The sequence below is a fragment of the Sphaerotilus montanus genome (genome assembly GCF_013410775.1).
Classification (GTDB): Bacteria; Pseudomonadota; Gammaproteobacteria; order Burkholderiales; family Burkholderiaceae_C; genus Sphaerotilus; species Sphaerotilus montanus.
Genome location: NZ_JACCFH010000001.1, coordinates 1,156,778 through 1,181,724, shown reverse-complemented (window position 1 = coordinate 1,181,724; position 24,947 = coordinate 1,156,778). Strand labels below are relative to the sequence as shown.

19 protein-coding genes are annotated in these 24,947 nt (G+C 68.9%); 9 read left to right on the top strand and 10 right to left on the bottom strand.

All coding sequences use genetic code 11. The features are described 5' to 3' along the window. Position 1: 1 nt before the first annotated feature. From BDD16_RS05185 to BDD16_RS05160, 6 genes are all read right to left on the bottom strand, one after another. On the bottom strand, positions 2–898 hold the full coding sequence (locus BDD16_RS05185; protein WP_179632961.1) for an MBL fold metallo-hydrolase: 897 nt from the start codon (positions 896–898) through the stop codon (positions 2–4). A gap of 20 nt (positions 899–918) precedes the next feature. After that, a complete protein-coding gene (locus BDD16_RS05180; protein ID WP_179632960.1) occupies positions 919–2,421 on the bottom strand; it encodes a VWA domain-containing protein in 1,503 nt (500 codons plus the stop codon). 1 nt (position 2,422) lies between these two features. Then, complete coding sequence (locus BDD16_RS05175) at positions 2,423–3,832, bottom strand: AAA family ATPase (protein WP_179632959.1); 1,410 nt, start codon at positions 3,830–3,832, stop codon at positions 2,423–2,425. 87 nt (positions 3,833–3,919) lie between these two features. Continuing rightward, positions 3,920–6,442: a glycoside hydrolase family 9 protein gene (locus BDD16_RS05170; protein ID WP_179632958.1), complete on the bottom strand. Its 2,523-nt coding sequence runs from the start codon at positions 6,440–6,442 to the stop codon at positions 3,920–3,922. 253 nt (positions 6,443–6,695) lie between these two features. After that, positions 6,696–7,583, bottom strand: a complete 888-nt coding sequence (locus BDD16_RS05165; RefSeq protein WP_218897701.1) for a diacylglycerol/lipid kinase family protein — start codon at positions 7,581–7,583, stop codon at positions 6,696–6,698. After that, entirely contained in the window at positions 7,567–8,571 is a 1,005-nt protein-coding gene (locus BDD16_RS05160; RefSeq protein WP_179632956.1) for a 3-hydroxybutyryl-CoA dehydrogenase, read from the bottom strand. Before BDD16_RS05160 ends, BDD16_RS05165 begins: the two co-directional genes overlap by 17 nt. On the opposite strand from BDD16_RS05160, the gene BDD16_RS05155 reads away from it, so the two are divergent. Further along, entirely contained in the window at positions 8,570–11,431 is a 2,862-nt protein-coding gene (locus BDD16_RS05155; protein ID WP_179632955.1) for a valine--tRNA ligase, read from the top strand. The genes BDD16_RS05160 and BDD16_RS05155 overlap by 2 nt on opposite strands. Here the strand turns inward: BDD16_RS05155 and BDD16_RS05150 are convergent. Beyond that, on the bottom strand, positions 11,382–12,389 hold the full coding sequence (locus BDD16_RS05150) for an NAD(P)-dependent oxidoreductase (protein WP_179632954.1): 1,008 nt from the start codon (positions 12,387–12,389) through the stop codon (positions 11,382–11,384). The two genes, BDD16_RS05155 and BDD16_RS05150, sit on opposite strands and share 50 nt — an antisense overlap. A 226-nt stretch (positions 12,390–12,615) precedes the next feature. Here BDD16_RS05150 and galU point away from each other — a divergent pair, with 226 nt between their 5' ends. Beyond that, positions 12,616–13,482, top strand: a complete 867-nt coding sequence (gene galU / locus BDD16_RS05145; protein WP_179632953.1) for a UTP--glucose-1-phosphate uridylyltransferase GalU — start codon at positions 12,616–12,618, stop codon at positions 13,480–13,482. A gap of 2 nt (positions 13,483–13,484) precedes the next feature. Here galU and BDD16_RS05140 read toward each other — a convergent pair whose 3' ends face one another. From BDD16_RS05140 to BDD16_RS05130, 3 genes are all read right to left on the bottom strand, one after another. After that, positions 13,485–13,727: a sulfurtransferase TusA family protein gene (locus tag BDD16_RS05140; protein WP_179632952.1), complete on the bottom strand. Its 243-nt coding sequence runs from the start codon at positions 13,725–13,727 to the stop codon at positions 13,485–13,487. 59 nt (positions 13,728–13,786) lie between these two features. Further along, positions 13,787–15,847, bottom strand: coding sequence for a polyphosphate kinase 1 (gene ppk1, locus BDD16_RS05135; RefSeq protein ID WP_179632951.1), 2,061 nt, complete (start codon positions 15,845–15,847; stop codon positions 13,787–13,789). 65 nt (positions 15,848–15,912) lie between these two features. Further along, positions 15,913–17,457, bottom strand: a complete 1,545-nt coding sequence (locus BDD16_RS05130; RefSeq protein ID WP_179632950.1) for a Ppx/GppA phosphatase family protein — start codon at positions 17,455–17,457, stop codon at positions 15,913–15,915. Positions 17,458–17,557: 100 nt separating this feature from the next. Between BDD16_RS05130 and BDD16_RS05125 the strand changes: the two genes are divergently transcribed. The 7 genes from BDD16_RS05125 to glnA all read left to right on the top strand — a co-directional run bounded on the left by BDD16_RS05125 (position 17,558) and on the right by glnA (position 24,901). Further along, positions 17,558–18,445 carry a dienelactone hydrolase family protein gene (locus tag BDD16_RS05125; RefSeq protein ID WP_179632949.1) on the top strand — a complete coding sequence of 296 codons (888 nt, stop codon included), beginning with the start codon at positions 17,558–17,560 and terminating at the stop codon, positions 18,443–18,445. Positions 18,446–18,538: 93 nt separating this feature from the next. Next, positions 18,539–19,702: a YVTN family beta-propeller repeat protein gene (locus BDD16_RS05120; protein WP_310732806.1), complete on the top strand. Its 1,164-nt coding sequence runs from the start codon at positions 18,539–18,541 to the stop codon at positions 19,700–19,702. Between the two features lie 7 nt (positions 19,703–19,709). Beyond that, positions 19,710–20,510, top strand: coding sequence for a polysaccharide deacetylase family protein (locus BDD16_RS05115; RefSeq protein WP_179632948.1), 801 nt, complete (start codon positions 19,710–19,712; stop codon positions 20,508–20,510). An 11-nt stretch (positions 20,511–20,521) separates the two neighbouring features. Beyond that, positions 20,522–21,502, top strand: a complete 981-nt coding sequence (locus BDD16_RS05110) for a sterol desaturase family protein (RefSeq protein WP_179636008.1) — start codon at positions 20,522–20,524, stop codon at positions 21,500–21,502. Positions 21,503–21,559: 57 nt separating this feature from the next. After that, a complete protein-coding gene (locus BDD16_RS05105; RefSeq protein WP_246332472.1) occupies positions 21,560–22,468 on the top strand; it encodes an EI24 domain-containing protein in 909 nt (302 codons plus the stop codon). Next, positions 22,465–23,262, top strand: a complete 798-nt coding sequence (locus tag BDD16_RS05100) for a competence/damage-inducible protein A (RefSeq protein WP_179632946.1) — start codon at positions 22,465–22,467, stop codon at positions 23,260–23,262. The genes BDD16_RS05105 and BDD16_RS05100 overlap by 4 nt, the downstream gene beginning before the upstream one ends. Before the next feature lie 223 nt (positions 23,263–23,485). Then, positions 23,486–24,901, top strand: coding sequence for a type I glutamate--ammonia ligase (glnA, locus tag BDD16_RS05095; protein ID WP_179632945.1), 1,416 nt, complete (start codon positions 23,486–23,488; stop codon positions 24,899–24,901). Positions 24,902–24,947: the final 46 nt, after the last annotated feature.

Genomic DNA, 24,947 nt, shown 5'->3' with positions numbered 1-24,947 from the left:
CTCAGAGCGCGTTCAGCGGGATCTTCAGGTAGGAGATGCCGTTGTCCTCGGGCGGCGGCAGGTGGCCGGCGCGCATGTTGACCTGCACCGAGGGCAGGATCAGCACCGGCATGTCCAGCGTCGCGTCGCGCGCCTGGCGCATCGCGACGAAGTCCGCTTCGGCAATGCCGTCGTGCACATGGACGTTGGCGGCGCGCTGCTCGGCGACCGTGCTGACATGGGCCAGCGGGCGGCCGCCGGGGCGGTAGTCGTGGCACATGTAGAGCTGCGTGTCGCCGGGCAGCGCCAGCACGCGGCGCACCGAGCGGAACAGCGTGGCTGCGTCGCCGCCGGGGAAGTCGCAGCGCGCGGTGCCGTAGTCGGGCATGAACAGCGTGTCGCCGACGAAGGCGGCGCGGGTGTCGCCGTCCTCCACCAGGTAGGTCATGCAGGCGGGGGTGTGGCCGGGGGTGTGCAGGGCCGTGGCGCGCAGGCCGCCGATGGCGAAGGTGTCGCCGTCGCGGAACAGGTGGTCGAACTGGCTGCCGTCGCGGGCGAAGCCGGGCTCGGCGTTGAACAGCGTGCCGAAGGTCTTCTGCACCGTGGTGATCTGCGCACCGATGGCGATCTGGCCGCCGAGCTGCGCCTGCAGCCACGGGGCGGCCGAGAGGTGGTCGGCGTGGACGTGGGTCTCCAGCAGCCACTGCACCTGCGCGCCTAGTTCGCGCACACGGGCGACCAGCCGCTCGGCGCCGGTGGTGCGGGTGCGGCCGGATTTGGGGTCGTAGTCGAGCACGCTGTCGACCAGCGCGCACTGGCCGGTCTCCCGGTCGAGCACCAGGTGGCTGAAGGTGGACGAGGCCTCGTCGAAGAAGGACTCGACCTGCAGGCGGGAGAGGGAGGCGGTGGCGGTGTGCATGCCGCGATTCTATATACCTGTCAGGGTATGTTGTGGTGTTCCCGGTGCTTGGCTGCACGGGGAGACAGGGCATTGGGGAAATACAGCGCAGTCAGGCTCTTGCTGTGCACGGGCGAGTAGCCGCGGCCCTCGCTGCCCTGGGCGGTTTCGGCGTAGCGGCGCCAGTCGCGCACCCAATGCAGGTGGTCACAGACGTCGAGCAGGCCCATCGTTTCCCGGTCGCCGACCAGCACGCCCTGCACCCGCAGCCCGAAGCGCGCCCGGGCGTCGTCCAGCCGCGCCAGCGTCGCCGGCATGCAGCCGAACTCGCCGTCGCTGACGATGAGCAGATCGGCCTGCTGCCAGCGCGCCTGGTGGACGCGCTCGATGGCGTGCTCGATCGGCGTCTGCACGTCGGTGCCGCCGTCGAAGCTCTGGCCCATCAGGTCCATCAGCGCCTGCAGGCCGGCGGGGCGCAGGTCCAGCTCGCGCTCGATCACCTCGTCCGGCCCGCCGAAGGCGATCAGCACGCAGCCGCGCCGCTCGGCGTGCGCGGCACGCAGGGCGGCGATGACGACGGCCTTGGCGATGTTTTCCGGCGCGCCGCGCATCGAGCCGGAGGTGTCCAGACAGAGGATGAACGGCCCGCGGGCGCGCGGCTCGGGCTGCGGCGGCGTGGCGCTGGTGCGGGGTGGGGCGGCGGGGTCGTGGCGCCAGTCGGTCAGCACGGCCTGCGACTCCCAGCTCAGCAGCCGCGACTCGGCATGGCGCGCCCGCCACAGCCGCTGCAGCACCGGGTGGCGCAGCATCACCGCCTCGCTGGCCAGCATGCGCTCGATGCGGCCCGAGAGGTGGATGCCGGTCAGCTCGCCCGGCATGTCCGGCAGCCGGGTCTCGACGGCGCGCAGGCCGTGCACCGGGCGGCGGTCTGGTTCCGGCGCGATGGCCGGTGCGGGCGGGCTGGCGTCGTGGCGCTCGGCGCGGCCAAGCTGGCGGATCAGCTCGGCGAGCTGCGGCAGTTTCTCCAGCCAGGCGGCGGCGCGGCGGGCTTCGGCCCAGGGGCGCGAATGCAGGTGGCCGCGCAGGTCGTCCCAGCGCAGCGCGCTCAGGTCGCCCAGGCCCTGCAGCAGCACGAAGTGTTCCTCCCAGCCCTGCGTCTCGATCTGCCAGGCGCCGCGGAAATCGTCCACCACCTGCGCGATGGCGCCAGCGCGGTCGAGGCGGGGCTGGTGGTCGGCGATGCGGTCGAGGTGCCACAGCAGCGTGCGCAGCACCTGTTCGGCCAGCGCTGGCGCGCTGCGACTCAGGCCCGGCAGGCCGAGTTCGCCGACCACCGCCCGCAGCGGCTCGGCCGCCTGCGCGTCGCCAAAATCGGCGTCGGCGGGCGGCAGGTCGCCCGCCAGCAGCGCCTGTTCCCAGCGGCGCGTGTCGAGCAGCCGGGCCTCCGCGGAGCCGACGCTGGCGATCAGTGCCGGCAGCCACAGCGTGCGTGGCAGCGGGGCGAGGTGGTGGAACGGCGGGTCCGCCGATGGCTGCGGCGTCACGCTAGAGCGCCACGGGTTCCGGTGCCGGCGCGGGGGGTGCGTCGGTCGCGGGGGTTTCGACCGGCAGCGCAGCGAAGCCGGCGCGGGTGGCCTCCAGCCGGGCCAGCAGACCGTCGAGCGTGGCCAGCGTGTGGGTGTGGGCGCCGAGCAGGCGCTCCAGCACCGGGGCCGGCATCCACACGCGGTCGTGCAGCCGGTCGGCCAAGGCCGTGGCGTCCTGGTGGACCCGGGTCCAGTGCGCGGCGGCCGGGCCGGTGATCTCGTCGAGCTGCGCCAGCCGGGCGGCGATGTGGACCGGGCTGTAGCGGCGGCGCGTGTGCGCTTCGAGCGACTCGGTCATCAGCCGGGCCATGCCGCCGTCGTCCTGGCTGCCGCTGATGGCGCGGGCCAGCGCCAGCTTGCCCGCCGTGCCATCGTCGTCTTCGGCCTCGGCGCTGCGTTCGATTTCCCACTGGTGCTCGAAGGCTTCGACGGCGCGGGTCAGCCACGGCGCATCCTGCGGCACGGCACCGGCGACCTCGGTGTCAAACCACTGGGTCAGCCTGGGCACCATCTCCGGCGTCGGGCTGGCCATGAACGGCGCCAGCCACAGGTCGAGCGCATCGACCTGTGCCCGGCCCTCGGTGGCGGCCGCCGTGCGCATCAGGCCGACCCACAGCCGCCAGCGGCGATCCGACAGCGTGATCTGCTGCTCCCCGAGCCAGCGGCGCAGCGCCCGCAGCGCCTCGACCGCCTCGACGCTCAGCCGCACCCGGGCGCTGGCGCGGGTGATGTCGGCCCGTTCGGCGGCGGTCAGCGCGTCGGTGGGCGTGGTGTCGTCGTCGGTGGTGGTGAGCCGCAGCAGGGCCTCGAAGCTGGCGTCGCTGACGGGCGCGATCGGCAGGCGCACGAGGAAGCGGTCGTGGAAGGCCTGCAGCGCTTCATCGGCCGGCACCTCGTTGCTGGCGGCGATGACGCTGACGAGCGGCGTGCGGGTGCGGCCGACGCCGTTGTCGAACTCGCGTTCGTTGAGCAGCGTCAGCAGCGCGTTCAGGATCGCGGAGTTCGCCTTGAACACCTCGTCGAGGAAGGCGATGCCGGCGGTGGGCAGGAAGCCGGCGGTCAGGCGCTCGTAGCGGTCGTCCTCCAGCGCCTTGAGCGAGAGCGGGCCGAACAGCTCCTCGGGCGTGGAAAAGCGGGTCAGCAGGCGCTCGAAATACGGTGCACCCTCGAAGACGCGGTGCAGGCGGCGGGCGAGCTCGCTCTTGGCGGTGCCGGGCGGGCCGATCAGCAGGACGTGCTCGCCGGCCAGTGCGGCCAGCAAGGCCAGGCGGACCTCGGTGGCGCGTTCCAGCAGACCGGATTCCAGGGTGGCGAGCAGTCCGCGCAGGCGGTCGGGCGAGGGCAAGGGGAGCGGGGTGTTGTCGACCATGGCGAATTTTCAGTGGCCGGGGCGGATTGCGCCAGCCCTGCTAAACCCGACGGCCCGGCCCGGGGGCCCGTGGTCGCGGGTCAAGGTTTATCGGGTGATCCGTACATCGTCCAGGTAGACCGTGGTCGCTGTCGCGCTGTAGAGCTGGATCGTCACGCGCTTGGCCAGGTCGGGATTGCCCAGCTGGCTCCGGGTGACCACGACATCGGTCCAGACGCCGGCGGGCAGCGTGACGTAGCGCGGAGTGAAGCCCGTGCTGCTGTCGCTGGTCTGCACGTAGATCTGCAAGGGGGTCGTGACGGCGCTGTAGGCCCAGAAGCGCAGGGTCGAGGTGGCCGACAGCGGCACGCCGGTGGTGTGGCTCAGCGACAGGCCGCCCCAGCCGCTGTAGGCCACCTTCAGCGAACGGGTGCCGACCTTGACCGGCGTCGCGTTGGCGTAGTCGCGCACGGCCCCCCAGGACCAGTCGCCCCAGCCCGCACCGAGCGCGTCGCCATAGGCCAGTGTGCTGGCGGTCGGGCAGGCCGCGGTGGTGAAGGCCAGGGTGTTGCTGGCCGCCGAGGTGTTGCCGGCCGCGTCGCGGGCCCGCAGCGTCAGGGCGTAGCTGGTGGCGCAGGCGAGATTGCTCAAGGTGGTCGAGGTGCCGCGCAGGTTGCTGGCGAGCAGGGTGGTGCCGCCGCGGTACAGGTCGTAGCCGGTGACGCCCACGTTGTCGGTCGAGGGGCTCCAGCCCAGGATGGCGCTGGTGCCGAGGCTGCTGCTGACGACGGCCAGCTTGGTCGGGGCGGTCGGCGGGGTGGTGTCGGGCGCGGAGGCGACCATCAAGCGGGCCAGCAGCTGCACATAGGCCGCCTGGTAATAGATGCCCGGCTCGGAGATCTCCCAGGAATTTTCGGGCCAGCTGCTGTTCCAGTCCTTGTAGGCCTTCTGGCGGGGCTGGTTGCTGATGCCGGCGACGCTGCCCGAGTAGTTCGGGTTGGGGCCGCCGGGCAGGTAACCCGGCGCGGGGCCATTGACCGAGGTCCTGGCGCTGTCCCAGAGCGAACCATCTTTGAACCAGGCGTGGTAGATCTCGCTGACCGAGGACTCGGCGCCGTAGGCCCCCATGTTCGACAGCATCACCAGCCCCAGCGGGTTGGCGCCGTGCAGCCAGTGCAGGTGCTGTTCGGCGACGTGGCGGTATTGCGCGGCATTGGCCGTGTTGAGGTTGAAGGCGATGAAGTCGAGGTTGTTGTTGGCGGCATTGGCCCGGACCATGTTGTGGCCCCACTGGTACTCGTTGTCGCTGATGTGGGCGCGGTAGAGGTCGGTGCCGGCGTTGAAGTCGTTCAGGGACAGGGTGCTGTCCTGCGTGCTCTTCTTGCTGCGGAGGTCGGCGGCCACGGTGGCGCTCACGCCCGCCAGTCCGGCGTAGCGCAGCAGGGCCACCTGGTTGGTCGAGGAGTAGGGGCTCCACCACCAGGCCGACGTGCGGTACGGCTCGGCGCGGGTGTAGTTGCCTTCGACGAAGCTCCGGTACTCGGCCTTGCCGGTGGCCTCGTACAAGGAGATGGCGGCGATCAGCGCGCTGTCCAGCTGTCTGCCGGCGTCGACGTCCGCGTCGCCCGCGCGGATGTCCAGGTCATCGCACTGGGTCTGGAAGGTGGTGAAGTTCGCCGTGGTGGTCTTGGCGCGGTTCCAGGCGGCCTCGGCGCGGGCCAGCAGGTCGGCGCCGTAGGTGGCTTGCGAGGTGATCCCTTTGTAGACCACGCTGGCGGCGGCGAACACTGCGCTGCCGGCCAGCGTGGACGAGGTGCATTCGGGCAGGTAGTAGCGCGGGCTGGTATCCAGGCTGAGCGGCGTGATGTCCCGGGCGGTACCGTCCACGCCGACCTTCAGGAACAGGCCACCGGTGCCGGTGGCGTTCTGCATGCGCTTGAGGAACTCCAGCTCCCACTTCACCTCGTCCAGCACGTCGGGCAGGCCGTTGCCGGACTCCGGGATGCCGAAGTTGTCGCCGAAGACCCGCGGGTTCAGGCGGTAGGCGTCAAGCAGCTGCAGCACGGCCGACTGGGCGAAGGTGGTGTACTTGTTGGTGTCCCCGGCGTCCATCCAGCCACCCGAGAGGTCACGTGCCGTCGCCGCATCGCCCTTGGCCCAGCGGCTGGTGGCGTAGCGGTCCTGGTTCTTGCCCTCGAAGGCGGCGGTGTCGGTCCATTTCGCCTCGGCGTAGGGCAGGGCCTTCGGGGTGTTCAGCCGCTGGTAGTAGTAGGTCCGCACGGCCTGCTTCAGCACCGCGTCGTAGACGTTCGGGCCGATCTCGAAGCGGCCCGAGCCGACCTTGTTGACCGTGTCGTAGACGTAATACGCGCCGGCCGTGGTCAGCGCCGAGAAGTTGAAGTGCCAGCCGCGGTCGCCGGACTGGGCGTGGGTGGCGCCCGCCTTCCAGGGGGTCAGCGTGCCCGAGAGCACCGGCACGTCGTCGGCCCAGCGTCGGACTTGATACTGGTTGGCGCCTGTGCCCGGGGTGAAGGATTCGGCGGCGTTGTAACCCGCCTGCGGATCGACCACGATGGCCACCTTGCCCATGTTGCCCAGATAGCCGAACTGGTCAACCTTGAGGTAGGGCACGGTGGTGGTGGGGGCAGCGTGTGCTGTCGACCATCCCGCAGCGAGGGGCAGCACCGCCAGGGCGACAAGCCGTCTGCACCGCGCTGGGTGCTGTGTGCGGTACGAATGGACTCTGGTCATGGCATCCCCTCCTTGAATCGGACTGCAAGCTTGTACTTGCGAGGCTGACAGTGTCCCTTCAGACCGTGCATTTTTTCATTATTTTTCGTTTTAGGGTGTGTCGCGCCTTTGTCGCCCGGCGAGGTGTCCGGCGTCACCAGGTCGTGTCCACGAACCGGTGCGGATCCAGGATCGCCACATGCGAGCCTGCCAGATCCAGGGCCCGCGGCAGCAGTTCGATCTGCACGCGCAGGCTCGCGGCCAGCAGATCTCCATCGACACGCAGCGACAGCGACCGGTCGCTCTCGACCCGGAGCAGGCGCCCCTGGCAGTGGGGCATCGGTGCCGCGGCCGACGGCAGGCCGAGCGGTCGCAAGGGCCGCAGCCAGCGCAGCCAGCGGCCTGCGCCACCGACGACCACGGCGTCGAACTGTCCGTCGTTGAGCTGCACCGGCAGGCCTTCGGGGGTACTCCATTGCGGCAGCGCGTTGCAGAGCAGGACCCGCCGTGCCGTGCCTGTGGGCAACCGCTGGTCGTCTGCCCACACCGACCACCCGGCCGTTCCCCAGCGGCCGAGCCCGCCAGCCCGGTCGACCCGCACCTGGGAGATGAAGTGGGTGACCGTCTCCCCGGTGTCCAGCAGCCCGACATCCACCGGTCCGGTCGGCGAGCGCAGCGCGAACACCAGCGCCTGCGACCAGGTCAGCTCGTCCAGCCCGAGCGTGCGTGCCAGCAGGTTGTGCCGGCCAGCCGGCACGAGGCCGACCTTCAGCCCGCCCTTGAGCAGCGCCGGCAGCATGGCACTCACGGTGCCATCCCCGCCGATCAGCACCACCCGCGTGCGCGGCGCGAGGATGGTGAGCATGGCCCGGGCTTCGAGAATGGAGTCCGGCACCAGCAGCGACACGCCTGGTGCGTGGCGCGACAGCCAGGCCGCGACCGGGCGACGCAGTTCGGCCGCCCGGCCCGCGTCGGCGACCGGATTCAGCAGGGCAACGGCGGCAGACGACGTCACCAGGCCCGGATCAGTAGGCGTAGACACCACGCCCGCTCTTGCGGCCGAGGTAGCCGGCCGCCACGTATTCCTTCAGCAGCGGGCAGGGGCGGTACTTCGAGTCGCCGAACTGGTTCAGGTAGACCTCCATCACCGCCAGACAGACGTCCAGGCCGATCATGTCCGCCAGCGCCAGCGGGCCGATGGGCTGGTTGCAGCCGAGCTTCATGCCGGCGTCGATGTCTTCCGGCGTCGCCAGCCCTTCCGACAGCACGAAGAAGGCCTCGTTGATCATCGGCACCAGGATGCGGTTGACGACGAAGCCGGGCGCGTTCTTGACCGTGATCGGCGATTTGCCCAGGCGCACGGCCAGGTCCTTGACAGCGTCGTGGGTCGCATCCGAGGTCTGCAGGCCGCGGATGATCTCGACCAGCGCCATCATCGGCACCGGGTTGAAGAAGTGCATGCCGATGAAGCGGTCGGCGCGCTTCGTGGTCGCGGCGAGCTGGGTGATCGAGATGGAACTCGTGTTGGTGGCGACGATGACCTCGGGGGCGAGCTGCGCGTCGAGCTGGCCGAGGATCTTGATCTTCAGCGCCTCGTTCTCGGTGGCAGCCTCGATGACGAACTGGGCGGCGTTCAGCGCGGCGTAGTCGGTCGAGGTGGTGATGCGGGCGAGGGCGGCGGCCTTCTGCTCGGCGGTGAGCTTGTCCTTCTTGATCAGGCGATCAAAGCTGCCGGCGATGGCGGCCAGGCCCTTGCTGACCGCGGCGTCGCTGATGTCGACCATCACGACGTTGATGCCGGACTGTGCGCAGACCTGCGCGATGCCGTTGCCCATGGTGCCGGCGCCGATGATGCCGACGGTCTGGATGGTCTGGGTGGTCATGGAGTGTTCCTTTTCGGGGTGGTCGATCGGCCAGTGGCTGGCACGTCGGGATTGTTCATTCGGAGGCCGCCCGGATTTTGCATCGGGCCGGCGCAGCCACAGTTCATAGAATGACGCCCTTGTCCGCGAGACCACCACAACAGCCATGACCGACGCCCTGAACGCCCTCTCCAAGTCCTTTGAGCCCGCTCCGATCGAAGCCCGGTGGGCGCCGCAGTGGGAGGCCAGCGGGGTCTACGCCCCGACGCTGGACCCGACGAAGCCGAGTTTCTGCGTCCAGCTGCCGCCGCCGAACGTGACCGGCACGCTGCACATGGGCCACGCGTTCAACCAGACCATCATGGACTCGCTGACGCGCTACCACCGCATGTCGGGCGACAACACGCTGTGGGTGCCCGGCACCGACCACGCGGGTATCGCCACGCAGATCGTCGTGGAGCGCCAGCTGCAGGGGCAGGGCGTCAGCCGCCATGACCTGGGCCGCAAGAACTTCGTCGCCAAGGTCTGGGAGTGGAAGCAGCAGTCCGGCGCCACGATCACGCAGCAGATGCGCCGCATGGGTGACTCGGTGTCGTGGGGCCACGAGTACTTCACGATGGACGACAAACTGTCCAAGGTCGTGACCGAGACCTTCGTGCGCCTGTTCGACGAAGGGCTGATCTACCGCGGCAAGCGGCTGGTGAGCTGGGATCCGATCCTGAAATCGGCGGTGTCCGATCTGGAAGTCGAGAGCGAGGAGGAAGACGGCTCGCTGTGGCACATCCGCTATCCCGTCGATGGCTCGGACGAGTCGCTGGTGGTCGCGACGACGCGGCCGGAAACCATGCTCGGCGACACCGCCGTGATGGTCCACCCGGAAGACGAGCGCTACACCCACCTGATCGGCAAGCAGGTGCGCCTGCCGGTCACGGGCCGCCTCGTGCCGGTGATCGCCGATGACTACGTGGACAAGACCTTCGGCACCGGCGTCGTCAAGGTCACGCCCGCGCACGACCAGAACGACTACCAGGTCGGCCTGCGCCACAAGCTGCCGATGCTGACGATCTTCGACCTGGAAGCCAAGGTCAGCGCCCATGAAGCCACCGACATCCCCGCCGAGTACGTCGGCGTGGACCGCTTCGTCGCCCGCAAGCAACTCGTGGCCCGCTTCGAGGCCGAGGGGCTGCTGGTCGAGGTGAAGAAGCACAAGCTGATGGTGCCGCGCTGCGCCCGCACCGGGCAGGTGATCGAGCCGATGCTGACCGACCAGTGGTTCGTCGCGATGACCAAGGCCGGCGCCAACGGCAAGTCCATCGCCGAGGAAGCCATCGAGGCGGTGGACTCGGGCGACGTGAAGTTCGTGCCCGAGCAGTGGGTCAACACCTACAACCAGTGGATGAAGAACATCCAGGACTGGTGCATCTCGCGCCAGCTCTGGTGGGGCCACCAGATCCCGGCGTGGTACGGCACCGACGGCCAGCTCTTCGTCGCCCGCAGCGAGGACGAAGCCCGCGAGAAGGCGACGGCCGCCGGCTACACCGGCGCGCTGACCCGCGACGAGGACGTGCTCGACACCTGGTACTCGTCGGCGCTGGTGCCGTTCTCGACGCTCGGCTGGCCCGAGAAGACCATCGAGCAGGATCTCTTCCTGCCGAGTTCAGTGCTGGTGACCGGCTACGACATCATCTTCTTCTGGGTCGCCCGGATGATCATGATGACCAAGCACTTCACCGGCCAGGTGCCGTTCAAGCACGTCTACATCCACGGCCTCGTGCTCGATGCGCAAGGCAAGAAGATGTCCAAGTCCGAGGGCAACGTGCTCGACCCGGTGGACCTGATCGACGGCATCGAACTGGCGCCGCTGCTCGACAAGCGCACCCAAGGCCTGCGCAAGCCGGAAACCGCGCCCAAGGTGCGCAAGGCCACCGAGAAGGAATTCCCGGACGGCATTCCCGCGTATGGCGCCGATGCGCTGCGTTTCACCTTCGCGGCGATGGCGACGTTGGGCAGAAGCGTCAATTTCGACTCCAAGCGCTGCGAGGGTTATCGCAACTTCTGCAACAAGCTGTGGAACGCGACCCGCTTCGTGCTGATGAACACCGAGGGCCAGGACTGCGGTCTGAAGGACCACACGGCCGAAGAATGCGCCGTGGGCGGCTACCTGCGCTTCAGCCCGGCCGACCGCTGGATCACGGGGGAACTGCAGCGCGTCGAGGACACGGTGGCCCGCGGCTTCGCCGATTACCGCCTCGACAACGTCGCCAACGCCATCTACCAGTTCGTCTGGGACGAGTACTGCGACTGGTACCTGGAGATCGCCAAGGTCCAGCTCCAGGTCGCCAAGGATGCCGGTGACGAGGCCGCCGCCCGCGCCACGCGCCGCACGCTGATCCGCGTGCTGGAGACGACGCTGCGCCTGCTGCACCCGGTGGCGCCCTTCATCACGGCCGAGCTGTGGAACACGGTGGCGGTGGTGGCCGGACGCAAGACGGCGGACTCCACCGAGACGGTGGCGACGGTGGCCTACCCGGTGGCGCTGCTGGCCAAGGTCGATCCGGTGGCCGATGCCTGGGTGGCGCGGCTGAAGGATCTGGTCGGCGTCGTGCGCGCGCTGCGCAGCGAGATGGGCTTGTCGCCGGCCGAGCGGGTGCCGCTGCTGACCTTCGGCGATGCGGACTTCATCGGTTCGGCCGCGCCCGTGATCCGCGCACTCGCCAAGCTGGGCGAGGTGCAGGTGATCACCGACGAGGCGGTGTTCGCCGCCGCAACCGAGATGGCGCCGGTGGCGGTGCAGGGCGCGGCGCGGCTGGCGCTGAAGGTCGAGATCGACGTGGCTGCCGAGCGCGAGCGCCTGGGCAAGGAAGTCGCCCGCCTGACCGGCGAGATCGCCAAGGCGACGGCCAAGCTCTCCAACGAGAGCTTCGTGGCCCGCGCGCCGGCCGCGGTGGTCGAGCAGGAACGGGCGCGGATCGCCTCGTTCAGCGAGACGCTGGCGAAGCTGCAGACGCAGCTGGCGCGCCTGGGCTGATCCAGTCGCGCAGCACCGGCGGGGTGGTTGCGCCCGGCCGTGCACCCGGTCGCACCGTGGCCGGTGTGCGGCGCAGCACGTCGTGCAGCTGCCGTGCCACGCCCCAGGCACTGCGCAGGCGGGCCTCGCGGGTGTAGGCCGCCAGCCGGGGGGTGGTCTGCAGGCCCGCGGCCCCGTGCAGCGGCTGTCCGGGGGCGAGCGGTCCGGGGGCGACGCTGTCCAGCCAGGCCGCAGCCAGCCGGCCGCTGTTGAGCATGTCGGCCAGCACCGCCTCGTCGAACAGCTCGATCGGTGCCACGCTCACCAGCACCTGCCCCGGCTTGCACCACGGCAGGATGCGGTCCCCGAGCAGCCCGACATAGCGGCTGTAGAGCGGCAGCTGCACGCACACCGCGTCCGACTGCTCGAACAGCTCGCGCAGGCTGACCGGCTGCACGCCCCAGCGGCTCCAGTGCGCGCTGTTGGCGTGCAGGGCCGGGTCGTAGCCGCGCACCTGCGTGCCGAGCGCCTGCAGCACGGTGGCGAGGCGGCGGGCGCCGGCGTCCATGCCGACCAGACCGACGGTGCAGTGGGCCAGCTCCCGGCCGACCACCCGGTGTGGCGCCTGCGGATTCGGCCGCAGCAGGGTCAGCAGCGCGCCGAGCATGAACTCGGCTTCGGCCGGAGCGCTGGCTTCCGGACTGCGCAGCACGGTGACACCGGCGCCGTTGCAGGCGTCCAGATCGATGTTGTCCTGACCGCCCACGACCCGGCCGATGGCGCGCAGCAAGGGCGCACGCGCCAGCACCCGGGCGTTGACCGGAATCTGCGCTGGCAGGATCACCGCGCGAGCCTGTGCCAGCGCCTCGGCGAAGCGCTTGCGGTCCTCGGGCAGCCGCGGGGCGTAGTGCAGTGCATGGCGCGTCTGCAGCCATTGCAGCACCTCGGCTTCCAGGGGTTCGGCAACGAGCAGGTCCATGATTTCGTGAGAGATGAACAAGGGCTGATGTTAATCAGTGGAGCTCTGGCTTAGCCCCCCCTGATCACGCGCCGGAATGTCACGTTCTCATGCCAGAATTGAAGCAGTTGACGCAGTTTAGGTGTTCTTTAGAGAGGACTTGGCGCGTTACTTCAACTGCATTCCAGTTTCATTCCGGTTTCATTTCAACTCCATTCCAACTGCATTTCACAGGGTACTTCCGCACATGCAAATCAAGAAAGCCATCTTTCCCGTTGCCGGTCTGGGCACGCGTTTCCTGCCCGCCACCAAGGCGCAGCCCAAGGAAATGATGCCGGTGGTCGACAAGCCGCTGATCCAGTACGCGGTCGAGGAAGCCTATGCCGCCGGTGTGCGTGAAATGATCTTCGTGACCGGCCGCCACAAGCGCCCGATCGAGGACCACTTCGACATGACCTTCGAGCTGGAAGTGGCGCTGGAAAACGCCAACAAGACCGAGCTGCTGAACGTCGTGCGCAGCGTCAAGCCCAAGGACATGGAGTGCATCTATGTCCGCCAGGCGCAGGCGCTGGGCCTGGGCCACGCGGTGCTGTGCGGACAGCGGCTGATCGGCAACGAGCCGTTTGCCGTGCTGCTGGCCGATGACCTGATGATGGGCGAGCCGCCGGTGCTGGCCCAGATGGTCGAGCAGTACAAGGAGTGGCGTGCTTCGATCCTGGCCGTGCAGGAAGTGCCGGCAGAGCACACCAAGCGCTACGGCATCGTCGCCGGCACGCTGGTCAACGACCGCGTGATGGACGTCAGCAAGATCGTCGAGAAGCCGTCGCCGGAAGATGCCCCGTCGCGCTGGGGGGTGGCCGGCCGCTACATCCTGACGCCGGGCGTGTTCCACGAGATCGCCACCCAGCCGCGCGGTGTGGGCGGCGAGATCCAGCTCACCGACGGCATCGCTGCGCTGCTGCGCCGCGAGAAGGTGTTTGCCTACCGCTACGAGGGCCGCCGCTACGACTGTGGCAGCAAGGAAGGGTTCCTGCAGGCCAACGTCGAGCTGGCCCTGAAGCATCCCGAACTCCGTGACTCGTTCCGCCAGTACCTCAAGGAACTCGAGTTCTGATCTCAGCGCCGGCGCAGCAGGTGCACGAACTCGTTGCCGGGCAGGGTCTCCTGCCCGAGCAGGGCATGGCCGGTCTGGCGCGCGAAGGCCTGGAAATCGCGCAGTGACCCCGGGTCGGTCGCCAGCACCCTGAGCACCTGGCCGCTGGTCAGATCGGCCAGGGCTTTCTTGGCTTTCAGGATGGGCAGCGGGCAGTTGAGCCCGCGGGTGTCGATTTCCTTGTCGGCAGTGGTCTGGGTGTCCATCGGGGCTCCTTGGCGGCCCTGATTCTAGTCACCCTTGTCCACCCGCCCCCCGCGGGTTTTCAGCGCTGGTAGCGCTGCGCCAGCGCCTGCTGGGCGCTCACCCCGGTCTCGCCGACACGCTGGTAGCGGCCCGTGCTGTCCAGCGTCCACGCATCGCGTTCGTCGCGCAGGTAGGGGACCAGGCACTCGTCGATCACGCGCTGGCGCAGGCTGGCGTCGCGGATCGGCCAGGCGATCTCGATGCGGCGCAGCATGTTGCGCGTCATCCAGTCGGCGCTGCTGAAATACAGGGCTTCGTCCGTTTCCTGTGCGCCCCAGCGGAAGTACAGCACCCGCGTGTGCTCCAGGAAACGCCCGACCACCGAGCGCACCCGGATGTGGTCGGTCTGGCCGGGCAGGCCCGGCGGCAGCGCGCAGGCGCCGCGCACGATCAGGTCGATCTCCGCGCCGGCCTGACCGGCGGCGATCAGCGCGCGGATCAGCGTGGCATCGGTGAGCGCGTTGAACTTGCAGACGATGCGCGCCGGCTGCCCCGCCCGGGCCGCGGCCGCGACCCGCTCGATCAGCGTCACCATCGTGGACTGCAGCGTGAACGGCGCCACCAGGAGCTGCTTCGTCGGGCGCAGCGTGTTCAGGCTGGCCAGGTGCAGGAACACGGCGTCGGCGTCGGCGGTGATCTCGGGGTCGGTCGTGAGGAAGCCGACGTCGGTGTAGAGCCGCGCGGTCTTCGAGTTGTAGTTGCCGGTGGACAGGTGGCCGTAGCGCACCAGCCGGCGGCCTTCCTTGCGCGTGACCAGCAGCAGCTTGGCGTGGGTCTTCAGCCCGACGATGCCGTACACCACCTGCACGCCCACGGCTTCGAGCCGGTCCGCCCAGTTGATGTTGGCCTCTTCGTCGAAGCGGGCCTTCAGCTCCACCACGGCCAGCACTTCCTTGCCGCGCCGCGCCGCCTCGATCAGCAGGTCCATGAGCACCGACTCGCTGCCGGTGCGGTAGATGGTCTGCTTGATGGCGAGCACCTGCGGATCCTCGACCGCCTCGCGCAGGAACTGCACCACGGGGTCGAAGGACTCGAAGGGCTGGTGGGTCAGGATGTCGCGCTCGGCCATGCAGTCCATGACACGGCGGCCGAGCGGAAGCTGGTCGGTCGGCCACGAGGGCTCGTGGGGCGGGAACCGCAGGGCCGGCGCGTCGGCGCGGTCGATGAGCGTGTTCATGCGCACCAGGTTCACGGGGCCGTTGACGCGGTAGAGCGCAGCCGCCGGCAGGTCGAACTGCGTGAGCAGGAAGTCCGACAGGCGCGCCGGGCAGGTGTTGACCACCTCGATGCGCACGGCGCGGCCATAGTGGCGCGTCGTCAGCTCGCTGCGCAGGGCCTGGCGCAGGTTGGTGACGTCGTCCTCGTCGACGTCCATGTCCGAGTCGCGCGTCACGCGGAACTGCGAGAAGGCCTCGACCTCGCGTTCGGGGAACAGCTCGCCCAGGTGCGCCCGGATCACGCTGGTCAGCAGCACGAAGACCTGCTTGCCGTCGGACAGCCGGTCCGGCAGACGGATCACGCGCGGCAGCACCCGCGGCACCTTGACGATGGCGATGGTGTTCTCGCGCCCGAAGGCGTCGATGCCGCCGAGCTGCGCGATGAAGTTCAGCGACTTGTTGGCGACCTGCGGAAAGGGGTGCGCCGGGTCCAGCCCGACCGGCACCAGCAGCGGCTGCACTTCCCGGTGAAAGAACTGGGACACCCACTGCCGCTGGGCGGCGTTGCGGTCGGCGTGGTTGACGATGACGATCTGCTCGGCCGCCAGCGCGGGCATGACCTCGTCGTTGAAGATGCGGTACTGCTCGTCGATCAGCGCATGGGCGTCGGCGGCGACGACGGCCAGATCGCTGTGGCTCGTGCCGCTGTCGGGCAGGCGGGCGGCGTCCAGTGCGTCCGAGAAGCGCACCTCGAAGAACTCGTCCATGTTCGACGAGACGATGCAGATGTAGCGCAGCCGCTCCAGCAGCGGCACGTCCGCACGCCGGGCTTGGGCCAGCACGCGCCGGTTGAATTCCAGGATCGCGCGCTCGCGGCTGAGCAGGGTGACCGGATCGGACGGGGTCGAGGAGGCTTCGGGCATGGCCCGATCCTAGGCCCGCTGCGTGACCAGTTCGTGACAGCGGGCGGGTGGCCGCATCGGAAGTTTCAGCCGGTTTGCACGGTCTGCAGGCGCACGGCGCTGACCTTGGCCCACGCCTCCACCTCGCCCTGCAGCAGGTGCAGCGTGCGGGGGTGTTCCCGGGCCCAGTCCGCGGTGAAGCCCAGGCGGACCTGGCGACCATCGGTGGACAGGCTCGGCAGCGGTTGCTCGGGCGCGCTGCGGGCATGGCAGAGCAGCACCGCCAGCCGCAGCGCCAGCACCTGCTGTGCCAGCACGGGGTCGGCCAGCGCCACGTCGATCTTGCGCAGTCCGCCGCGGTGGCCGAGCACCAGATCGGCCAGCCGGCGCTGCTGGTTCTGCGAGAAGCCGGGCGCGTCCACATGGCCGATCAGGTAGGCGCTGTGGCGGTGGTGGTCGTGGTGCGAGACCATCATGCCGATCTCGTGCAGCGCGGCGGCCCAGCCGAGTTCGCGCTGGTGGTCGAGCGTGGCGCGGGGCTGCACCTGCCGGTGCAACTGGCCAGCGACCTCCTGCACCCGCCGCGCCTGGGCCACGTCGATGCGGAAACGCTGCTGCAGATCGACCACGGTGTCGTCGCGCAGGTCGTGGTGGGTCGGGTCGCGGTCGGCGGCCAGGCGCTCTTCGAGGTCGAAGATCACGCCCTGGCGCAGCGCACCGCGTGCCGGTTGCAGTGCCGAGATGCCGAACTGCGCCGCCAGCGTGCTCAGGATGGCCAGTCCGCCACCGAGCACCGCGCGGCGTTCCGGCTTGAGGCCCGGCAGCTTCAGCGCGTCCTGGTGCCCGGCGCGGATGCACTCCTGGATGCACCATTGCAGGCCCTCGGGGGTGATCGCGCCGTCGGTGATGCCGCTGGCGGCCAGCAACTGGGACACCGCACCGGCCGTGCCCGACGAGCCCAGTGCCTCGACCCAGTGCTGGTGGGAGAACTGCGCCAGTGCCTCTTCCAGTTCGGCGCCGGCGGCGATCTGGGCGGCCTGGAATCGTTCGGCGGTGAAGCAGCCATCGGCGAAATACTGCATCGACAGGCTGACGCTGCCGATGCGGAAGGACTCGGCCTGCAGCGGCGTGGCGCCGACGCCGATGATCATCTCGGTCGAACGTCCGCCGATGTCCACGACCAGGCGCTGCCGGTCCGAAGGCTGCAGCCGCGCCACGCCCTTGTAGATTAGCCGGGCCTCTTCCCGGCCGGAGATCACCTCGACAGGATGCCCTAGCGTTTCACTGGCCCGGGCCAGGAACGCGTTGCGGTTGGTGGCCTCGCGCAGGGTCTGGGTCGCCACGGCGCGCAACTGCTTCGCCGGGATGCCGGCCAGCCGGGTGCGAAAGCGTGCCAGACAGGCGAGTCCGCGCAGCGCGGCTTCCTCGCTCAGCAGGCCGTCGGCATCAAGGCCTGCACCCAGGCGCACGGTGTCCTTGAGGTAATCGATGCGGCGGTAGCGGCCGCGGGTGATCTGGCCGATCTCCAGGCGGAAGCTGTTCGAGCCGATGTCGATCGACGCGAGCACGCCGCGCCAGGACGGTCCGGCGGTGGAAGTGGAGGTCACGGTGGAGGCGTTCTGGAATGGCATGGCCCTATTGTCCATGTCCCGGCAGAGGGCTTGTCCGGGGCACCGCCCGCCACCGCCCGCATTCCTAGAATGCGCCTTCCCCCTGCAACGGAGTTTCCCCATGACCGACCCCGTGAACCGCGCCGAGTTCGACAGTCTCACCCCCACCCGGGACTTCACCCGGCGCAACTTCGTGCAGACCGCCATCGGCAGCGGGTTTGCCGCTGCGGTGCTGCCGGTCGTGGCGCAGAACGTCATCACCACGCCATCCGACGGACTGGTGGTCGGCGAGGTCACGATCGACGTGGCCGGCTTCAAGATGCCGGCCTACCGCGCGGCGCCGGCGGGGGGCAAGAACCTGCCCGTGGTGCTGGTGATCAGCGAGATCTTCGGTGTCCACGAGCACATCGCCGATGTCGCCAAGCGCTTCGCCCGGCAGGGCTGCCTGGCGATCGCGCCCGAGCTGTTCGTGCGCCAGGGCGATGCGGGCAGCTACGGCGAGATGGCCAAGCTCATGAGCGAGGTCATCGGCAAGGTGCCTGACGCGCAGGTCATGGGCGACCTTGATGCCGCCGTCGCCTGGGCAGCGGCCAACGGCGGGGACACCGCGCGGCTGGGCATCACCGGCTTCTGCTGGGGCGGCCGCATCACGTGGCTGTACGCGGCGCACAACCCGGCGATCAAGGCCGGTGTGGCGTGGTACGGGCGGCTGGTGGGCAACGCGACGGCGCTGACGCCGCGGCACCCGGTGGAGCTGGCGGGTGACCTCAAGGGGGCGGTGCTGGGTCTGTACGGCGAGAAGGATGGTGGCATCCCGCTGGACACGGTCGAGAAGATGAAGGTGGCGCTGGCCGCGGGCAGTGCCGCCGCGAAGCGTTCCGAGTTCGTGGTCTACCCGGACGCGCCCCACGCCTTCCACGCCGACTACCGTCCGAGCTACCGCCAAGCGGCGGCGCAGGACGGCTGGGCGCGCTGCCTGGCGTGGTTCAAGGCCAACGGCGTGGCCTGAACTGCGACCGATTTCCCCCTGATGTGATGGCGATCATGCAGGGGGGCGCGGGGGCACGCGGCGTGACGGGAGCCACCAGTACACTGCCGCACCGTGTTCTGGACCTCCCGCTGCATGATCTCGCGTCGCTCCTGTGTGTTCTCCTCCGCCGCCGCACTGCTGGTGGCCGCCTGCGATGCCCGTGTGCCCGGAGTCGCAGCGCCGTCCACGGCCGGATCCGCACCCGTGCCTGCGTCGTCGCCCGCGTCCAGTCTGGCCGCTTCGGCTGTTGACGCGGCTTCGGCACCTGCCGCCTCTGCTGAGTCCGCCGCTTCCTCGCCTGGCGCGCCGGGCCGCCCGCCGATCTTTGTCCTGAACTCGCTGGACGCCACCATCAGCGTGATCGATCCGGTCACGATGACCGAACTGCGCCGCCTGCCGACCGGCAAGGAGCCGCACCACCTCTACCTCTCGCCCGACGAGAAGTCGCTGCTGGTGGCCAACGCGGTCGGCAACACCATCACGCTGGTCGATCCCCGCACGGGCCAGATCCAGCGCACGATGACCGACATCATCGACCCCTACCAGCTGCGCTTCTCGCCGGACATGAAGTGGTTCGTCACGGCCGCCAACCGGCTCAACCACATCGACATCTACCGCGTCACGCGCCCGGCGGCGGGCGGTTTCGAGCTGGCCCTGGCCAAGCGCACCGCCACCGGCAAGACGCCCAGCCACGTCATCATCGACACCAAGTCCACGGTGGTCTACGGCAGCATCCAGGACGACGACCAGATCACGTCGATTGACCTGGCGACCCAGACCACCCGCTGGACGGTGCCCTCCGGCAAGATGCCCGCCGACGTGTTCCTGAGCGCCGACGACAAGACGCTGTTCGTCGGGCTGACCGGCGACTCGGTGGTCGAGGCGTATGACGTGAGCGTCAACCCGCCGAAGCTGGTCAAGCGCATCCCGACCGGCGCCGGTGCCCACGCCTTCCGCGCCTGGGGCGACAAGCGGCATGTGCTGGTCAGCAACCGCGTGGCCAACACCATCAGCCGCATCGACACCCAGACGCTCACCGTGGTCGACAACTACCCGGCGCCGAGCGGCCCGGACTGCATGGACCTCTCGCCCGACCGCAAGTTCATCTTTGTGGCCTCGCGCTGGGCCGGCAAGCTGACGGTGATCGACACCGAGCAGAAGAAGGTGGTGCGCCAGATCAACGTCGGCAAGTCGCCGCACGGCGTGTGGACGCTGGAGCACGCCGGGCGGCTGTGAGGACTCGATGAAGCGCTCGTTCACGCAAGGACTGGCGGCGGTCGCCTTGGTGCTGGTCGCCGGCAGCGCGCAGTCGGCGTCCTGCGAGAAGCCGCTGTTCCTGACCTTCGACACCGGCCACATGGGGGTCGCGCCACTGGTGGCCGAGGTGCTGGCGCGCCAGCAGGTCCAGGCCACCTTCTTCCTCGCCAGCGAGCGCACGAAGACCGAGGGCCGCAGCCTGGATGCGCAGTGGGCGCCTTGGTGGAAGGCGCGGGCGGCGGAGGGCCACCTGTTCGGCTCGCACACCTTCGACCACGTCTACTGGCGTGCCGACCGGGCCGATGGCGCCTTCGACGTGCGCCCGACCTTCGGCCCGCAGGCCGACCGCACGCTGCGCATGGACGCCGCGGCCTACTGCGCCGAGCTGCAGCGCTCGGCCACCCGCTTCACCGAGATGACCGGCCAGCGCATGGCGCCGCTGTTCCGCGCGCCGGGTGGCAAGACCTCGCCCGCGCTGCTGGCGGCGGCGGCGCGGTGCGGCTGGGCGCATGTGCCGTGGAGCCCGGCCGGGTTTCTTGGCGACGAGCTGTCGAGCGACAAGTTCCCCAACGCGACCTTGCTGCAGAAGGCGCTGCGCGACATCCGCCCCGGCGACATCCTGCTGGCGCACCTGGGCATCTGGTCGCGCCAGGACCCGTGGGCACCCGCCGTGCTGGAGCCGTTGCTCACCGGTCTCCAGCAGCGCGGCCACTGTTTCGCGACGCTCGCCGAGCACCCGACGTACCGGGACGCCCTGCGCACCACGCCGACACGGTCTGGACCATGAACGTGACCGTGATCGACACGCTTGTCGAGGCCTTCGGGCTGACCCAGCAGTGGCTGTTCGAAACCCTCGTGCAGCCGGTGGTGTTCGGGCTGGGTGGTGCCTCCATCCTGGTGGATGCCTACAACGCGACCGGCTGGCTGCTGGTCGGGCTGCTGCAGTTGATCGTCATCGTGGGGGTGTTCGGGTCGCTGCAGCGCTGGCGCCCGATCCAGGCCGTCACCGACCGCGCGGCGGTGCGCACCGACGTGGTCTACACACTGGTCCACCAGCTCGGGCTGTTCCGGCTGGTGCTGTTCTTCGCGGTCGATCCGCTGTGGGAGACGCTGTGGGGCTGGCTGGCGGTGCAGGGCGTGACGGGCTGGCAGCTCGACACGCTGATCGCACCACTGTGGCCGGGGATGACCGACACGGCGCTGGCGTCCTTTCTGGCCTACCTGGTGGTGTTCGATCTGGTCAACTACCTCATCCACCGCGGTCAGCACCAGTTCGGGTGGTGGTGGGCGCTGCACGCCGTGCACCACAGCCAGCGCCAGATGACGATGTGGACCGACAACCGCAACCACCTGCTCGATTCGCTGATCGTCGATGTGCTCATCGTGCAGATCGGCCACGCGATCGGTGTGGCACCGGGGCAGTTCGTCGCCGTGGTGGCGCTGTCGCAGCTCGTCGAGAACCTGTCGCACGCCAACGTGCGTCTGCGGTTCGGCTGGCTCGGCGAGCGGCTGCTGGTCAGCCCGCACTTCCACCGCATCCACCACAGCCTGGGGCTGGGCCACGAGTCCCGCGGCAAGGGCACGCTGGGCGGACACAACTTCTCGGTGCTGCTGCCCGTGTGGGACATGCTGTTCGGCACCGCGCGCTTCGAGGGCCGGCCGGGTGATACCGCCACCGGCATCCGCGACCAGCTGCCCGAAGAGGGCGGGCGCGACTACGGGCGCGGTTTCTGGGCGCAGCAGCGGCTGGGCGTGCTGCGGCTGCTCGGGCGCGCCTGAGCGGCAGCGGAAGCAGGCCTTCAGCAGGTCCGGCGCCGAGTCGGTATGCTGGTGGGCATGTCCAAAGTCCTTGATGCCTTCTGGCGCGCGCTGGGCTACTGCCTGCTGCCGCGCGTGATCTTCCTGTCGCTGCTGCCGGTGCTGCTGCTCGGCGGACTCGCGTTCGGGCTGGCGTGGTTCTTCTGGGATCCTGCGGTCGAGGGCGTGCGGCAGTTCATGCTCGACACGCCGCTGCTGGCGCCCGTCACCGCCTGGATCGACCAGTTCACCGGCGGTGTCTTCCGCAGCGTGATCGGGCCGCTGGTCGTGGTGGTGCTGGCGGTGCCGGTGATGATCGTGGCGTCGCTGCTGCTGGTGTCGGCGTTCATGGGCTCGACCGTGGTCACCCTGGTGGCCCGCCGCCGCTTCGAGACGCTGGAGCGCCGCCACGGCGGGCGCTGGTGGCAGGCGCTGTGGTGGTCGCTGGGCTCGACGCTGCTGGCGCTGGTGGTGATGGTCGTCAGCCTGCCGCTGTGGGTGATCCCGCCGCTGGCGCTGCTGGTGCCGCCGCTCATCTGGGGCTGGCTGACCTACCGCGTGATGGTCTACGACGCGCTGTCCGACCATGCCACCCACGAGGAGCGCCTGGCCATCATGCGCCGCCACCGCACGCCGCTGCTGGTGATCGGCGTCGTCTCGGGCTACCTGGGCGCGGCGCCGTCGCTGATCTGGGCGATGGGGGCGCTGGCGCTGCCGATGATGCCGCTGCTGATCCCGGTGTTCGTCTGGCTCTACACGCTGGTGTTCGTGCTGGCGGCGCTGTGGTTCACGCATTACAGCCTGGCCGCGCTGGACGCGCTGCGCCGTGAACAGGCCGTCGAGGTGCTGCCGCCGGTGGTGCAGCCTGCACCCGCCGCACCTGCCTTGCCGGGCAGCCCGACCACCGGCTCCGGCCCCGATTCCTTCCCACCCATCGCCCTCCCATGAACTTCGGCCTCATCATCATCGGCGACGAGATCCTCTCGGGCAAACGCCAGGACAAGCACCTCGCCAAGGTCATCGAACTGCTGTCGGCCCGCGGGCTGGCGCTGGCCTGGTGCACCTACGTCGGCGACGACCCGCGCCGCATCACCGACACGCTGCGCACGGCCTTTGCCAGTGGCGACGTGGTGTTCTCCTGCGGCGGCATCGGCGCGACCCCGGACGACCACACGCGCCAGTGCGCGGCCGCAGCACTCGGCGTGCCGCTGGCGCTCCACCCGGAAGCCTACGAACTCATCATGGAGCGCGTGCGCCAGATGGCCATCGAGAAGGGCTGGAGCGACGATCCGAACCACCCCGACACCATCCACCGCACGAACATGGGCGTCTTCCCGGTCGGCGCGCAGATCATCCCGAACCCGTACAACAAGATCCCCGGCTTCTCGGTCGGCGACGTGCATTTCGTGCCCGGCTTTCCCGTGATGGCACACCCGATGATCGAGGCGCTGCTCGACACCCGCTATGCCCACCTGCATGGCGCAGGGGCACAGGAAGAGCGCTCGGTCATCGTCTATGGCTCGATGGAGGCCAGCCTCACGCCGCTGATGATCGACATCGAGGCCCGGTTCGATGGCATCAAGGTGTTCAGCCTGCCCAGCGTCGACCATCCGGTGCATGGCCGGCACATCGAACTCGGGGTCAAGGGGCGACCCGGATCCGGGCTGCTGCAAGCCTATGCGGCCCTGTTGCAGGGCTTGCAGTCCCCGGACATTCCACTGGGCCCTGAAATGGTGCGTTGATGCACATCATTGGTGCATGTCGAGAAATATGCTGCACTGCGGTGCCACTGTGGCGCCGAATTTCATCAGGTGAATCCGATGCGGCAACAGCTTGCAAAGCTGCCGCACCGTCAAAGGGAGTGGGCATGGATTCTGCTACATTCCCGAGCGGTTCTCAGCCCGGCTGAGCACCTGAAAACACCCCCTCATTCAATTGCAATTCCCATCTCGCTAGGAGCCTCTGATGGCCAAGACCGTCGCCGACGTGATGAAGATGGTGAAGGAAAACGAAGTCAAGTTCGTCGACTTCCGTTTCACCGACACCCGTGGCAAGGAACAGCACGTCTCGGTGCCCGTTTCCCACTTCGATGAAGACAAGTTCACGTCGGGTCACGCATTCGACGGCTCGTCGATCGCGGGTTGGAAGGGCATCGAAGCCTCGGACATGCAGCTCATGCCCGACGCCAACACGGCCAACATCGACCCGTTCTTCGAAGAGACCACGCTGATCCTGACCTGCGACGTCATCGATCCGGCCGACGGCAAGGCCTACGAGCGCGACCCGCGCTCGCTGGCCAAGCGCGCCGAGGCCTACATGAAGTCGACCGGCCTGGGCGACACCGCCTTCTTCGGTCCGGAACCCGAGTTCTTCGTGTTCGACAGCGTGCGCTGGGGCGCCGACATGTCGGGTTCGTTCTGCTCGATCGAGTCGGAAGAAGCCGCCTGGAACACCGGCAAGGACTACGAGCACGGCAACAAGGGCTTCCGTCCGACCGTCAAGGGTGGCTACTTCCCCGTGCCGCCGGTCGACTCGGGCCAGGACATGCGCTCGGAGATGTGCCTGATCCTCGAATCGATGGGCATCCCGGTCGAAGTGCACCACCACGAAGTGGCCAACGCCGGCCAGATGGAAATCGGCACCCGTTTCAGCACGCTGATCCAGCGCGCCGACTGGGTCCAGCTCCAGAAGTACATCATCCACAACGTCGCGGGCGCCTACGGCAAGACCGCCACGTTCATGCCGAAGCCGATCGTTGGCGACAACGGTTCGGGCATGCACGTCCACCAGTCGGTGTGGAAGGATGGCGTCAACCTGTTCGCCGGTGACGGCTACGCCGGCCTGAGCGACTTCGCGCTGTACTACATCGGCGGCATCATCAAGCACGCCCGTGCGCTGAACGCGATCACCAACCCCGGCACCAACAGCTACAAGCGCCTGGTCCCGGGCTACGAAGCCCCGGTGAAGCTGGCCTACTCGGCCAAGAACCGCTCGGCCTCGATCCGCATTCCGTACGTCGCCAATCCGAAGGGCCGCCGCGTCGAAGCGCGTTTCCCGGATCCCCTGATGAACCCGTACCTGGGCTTCGCCGCGCTGCTGATGGCCGGCCTGGACGGCGTCGAGAACAAGATCCACCCGGGCGAAGCCGCCACGAAGGATCTGTACCACCTGCCGCCGGAAGAAGACGCGCTGATCCCGACCGTGTGCTCGTCGCTGGAACAGGCGCTGGAGTATCTGGACAAGGGCCGTGCGTTCCTGACCAAGGGTGGCGTGTTCACCGACTCGTACATCGATGCGTACATCGATCTGAAGATGCAGGAAGTCCAGCGCATGCGCATGACGACCCATCCGATCGAGTTCGACATGTACTACACCCTGTGATGTGCCCGGGGTCTGGTCACTGATCAGGCCGGAGTGCATGAAAGGC

Bases quoted from the DNA above. Each gene is read 5' to 3' on its own strand.
- BDD16_RS05185 (WP_179632961.1), bottom strand. From the start codon at position 898: ATGCACACCGCCACCGCCTCCCTCTCCCGCCTGCAGGTCGAGTCCTTC.
- BDD16_RS05175 (WP_179632959.1), bottom strand. From the start codon at position 3,832: ATGGTCGACAACACCCCGCTCCCCTTGCCCTCGCCCGACCGCCTGCGC.
- BDD16_RS05155 (WP_179632955.1), top strand. From the start codon at position 8,570: ATGACCGACGCCCTGAACGCCCTCTCCAAGTCCTTTGAGCCCGCTCCG.
- BDD16_RS05160 (WP_179632956.1), bottom strand. From the start codon at position 8,571: ATGGCTGTTGTGGTGGTCTCGCGGACAAGGGCGTCATTCTATGAACTG.
- BDD16_RS05150 (WP_179632954.1), bottom strand. From the start codon at position 12,389: ATGGACCTGCTCGTTGCCGAACCCCTGGAAGCCGAGGTGCTGCAATGG.
- galU (WP_179632953.1), top strand. From the start codon at position 12,616: ATGCAAATCAAGAAAGCCATCTTTCCCGTTGCCGGTCTGGGCACGCGT.
- BDD16_RS05140 (WP_179632952.1), bottom strand. From the start codon at position 13,727: ATGGACACCCAGACCACTGCCGACAAGGAAATCGACACCCGCGGGCTC.
- ppk1 (WP_179632951.1), bottom strand. From the start codon at position 15,847: ATGCCCGAAGCCTCCTCGACCCCGTCCGATCCGGTCACCCTGCTCAGC.
- BDD16_RS05130 (WP_179632950.1), bottom strand. From the start codon at position 17,457: ATGCCATTCCAGAACGCCTCCACCGTGACCTCCACTTCCACCGCCGGA.
- BDD16_RS05125 (WP_179632949.1), top strand. From the start codon at position 17,558: ATGACCGACCCCGTGAACCGCGCCGAGTTCGACAGTCTCACCCCCACC.
- BDD16_RS05115 (WP_179632948.1), top strand. From the start codon at position 19,710: ATGAAGCGCTCGTTCACGCAAGGACTGGCGGCGGTCGCCTTGGTGCTG.
- BDD16_RS05105 (WP_246332472.1), top strand. From the start codon at position 21,560: ATGTCCAAAGTCCTTGATGCCTTCTGGCGCGCGCTGGGCTACTGCCTG.
- BDD16_RS05100 (WP_179632946.1), top strand. From the start codon at position 22,465: ATGAACTTCGGCCTCATCATCATCGGCGACGAGATCCTCTCGGGCAAA.
- glnA (WP_179632945.1), top strand. From the start codon at position 23,486: ATGGCCAAGACCGTCGCCGACGTGATGAAGATGGTGAAGGAAAACGAA.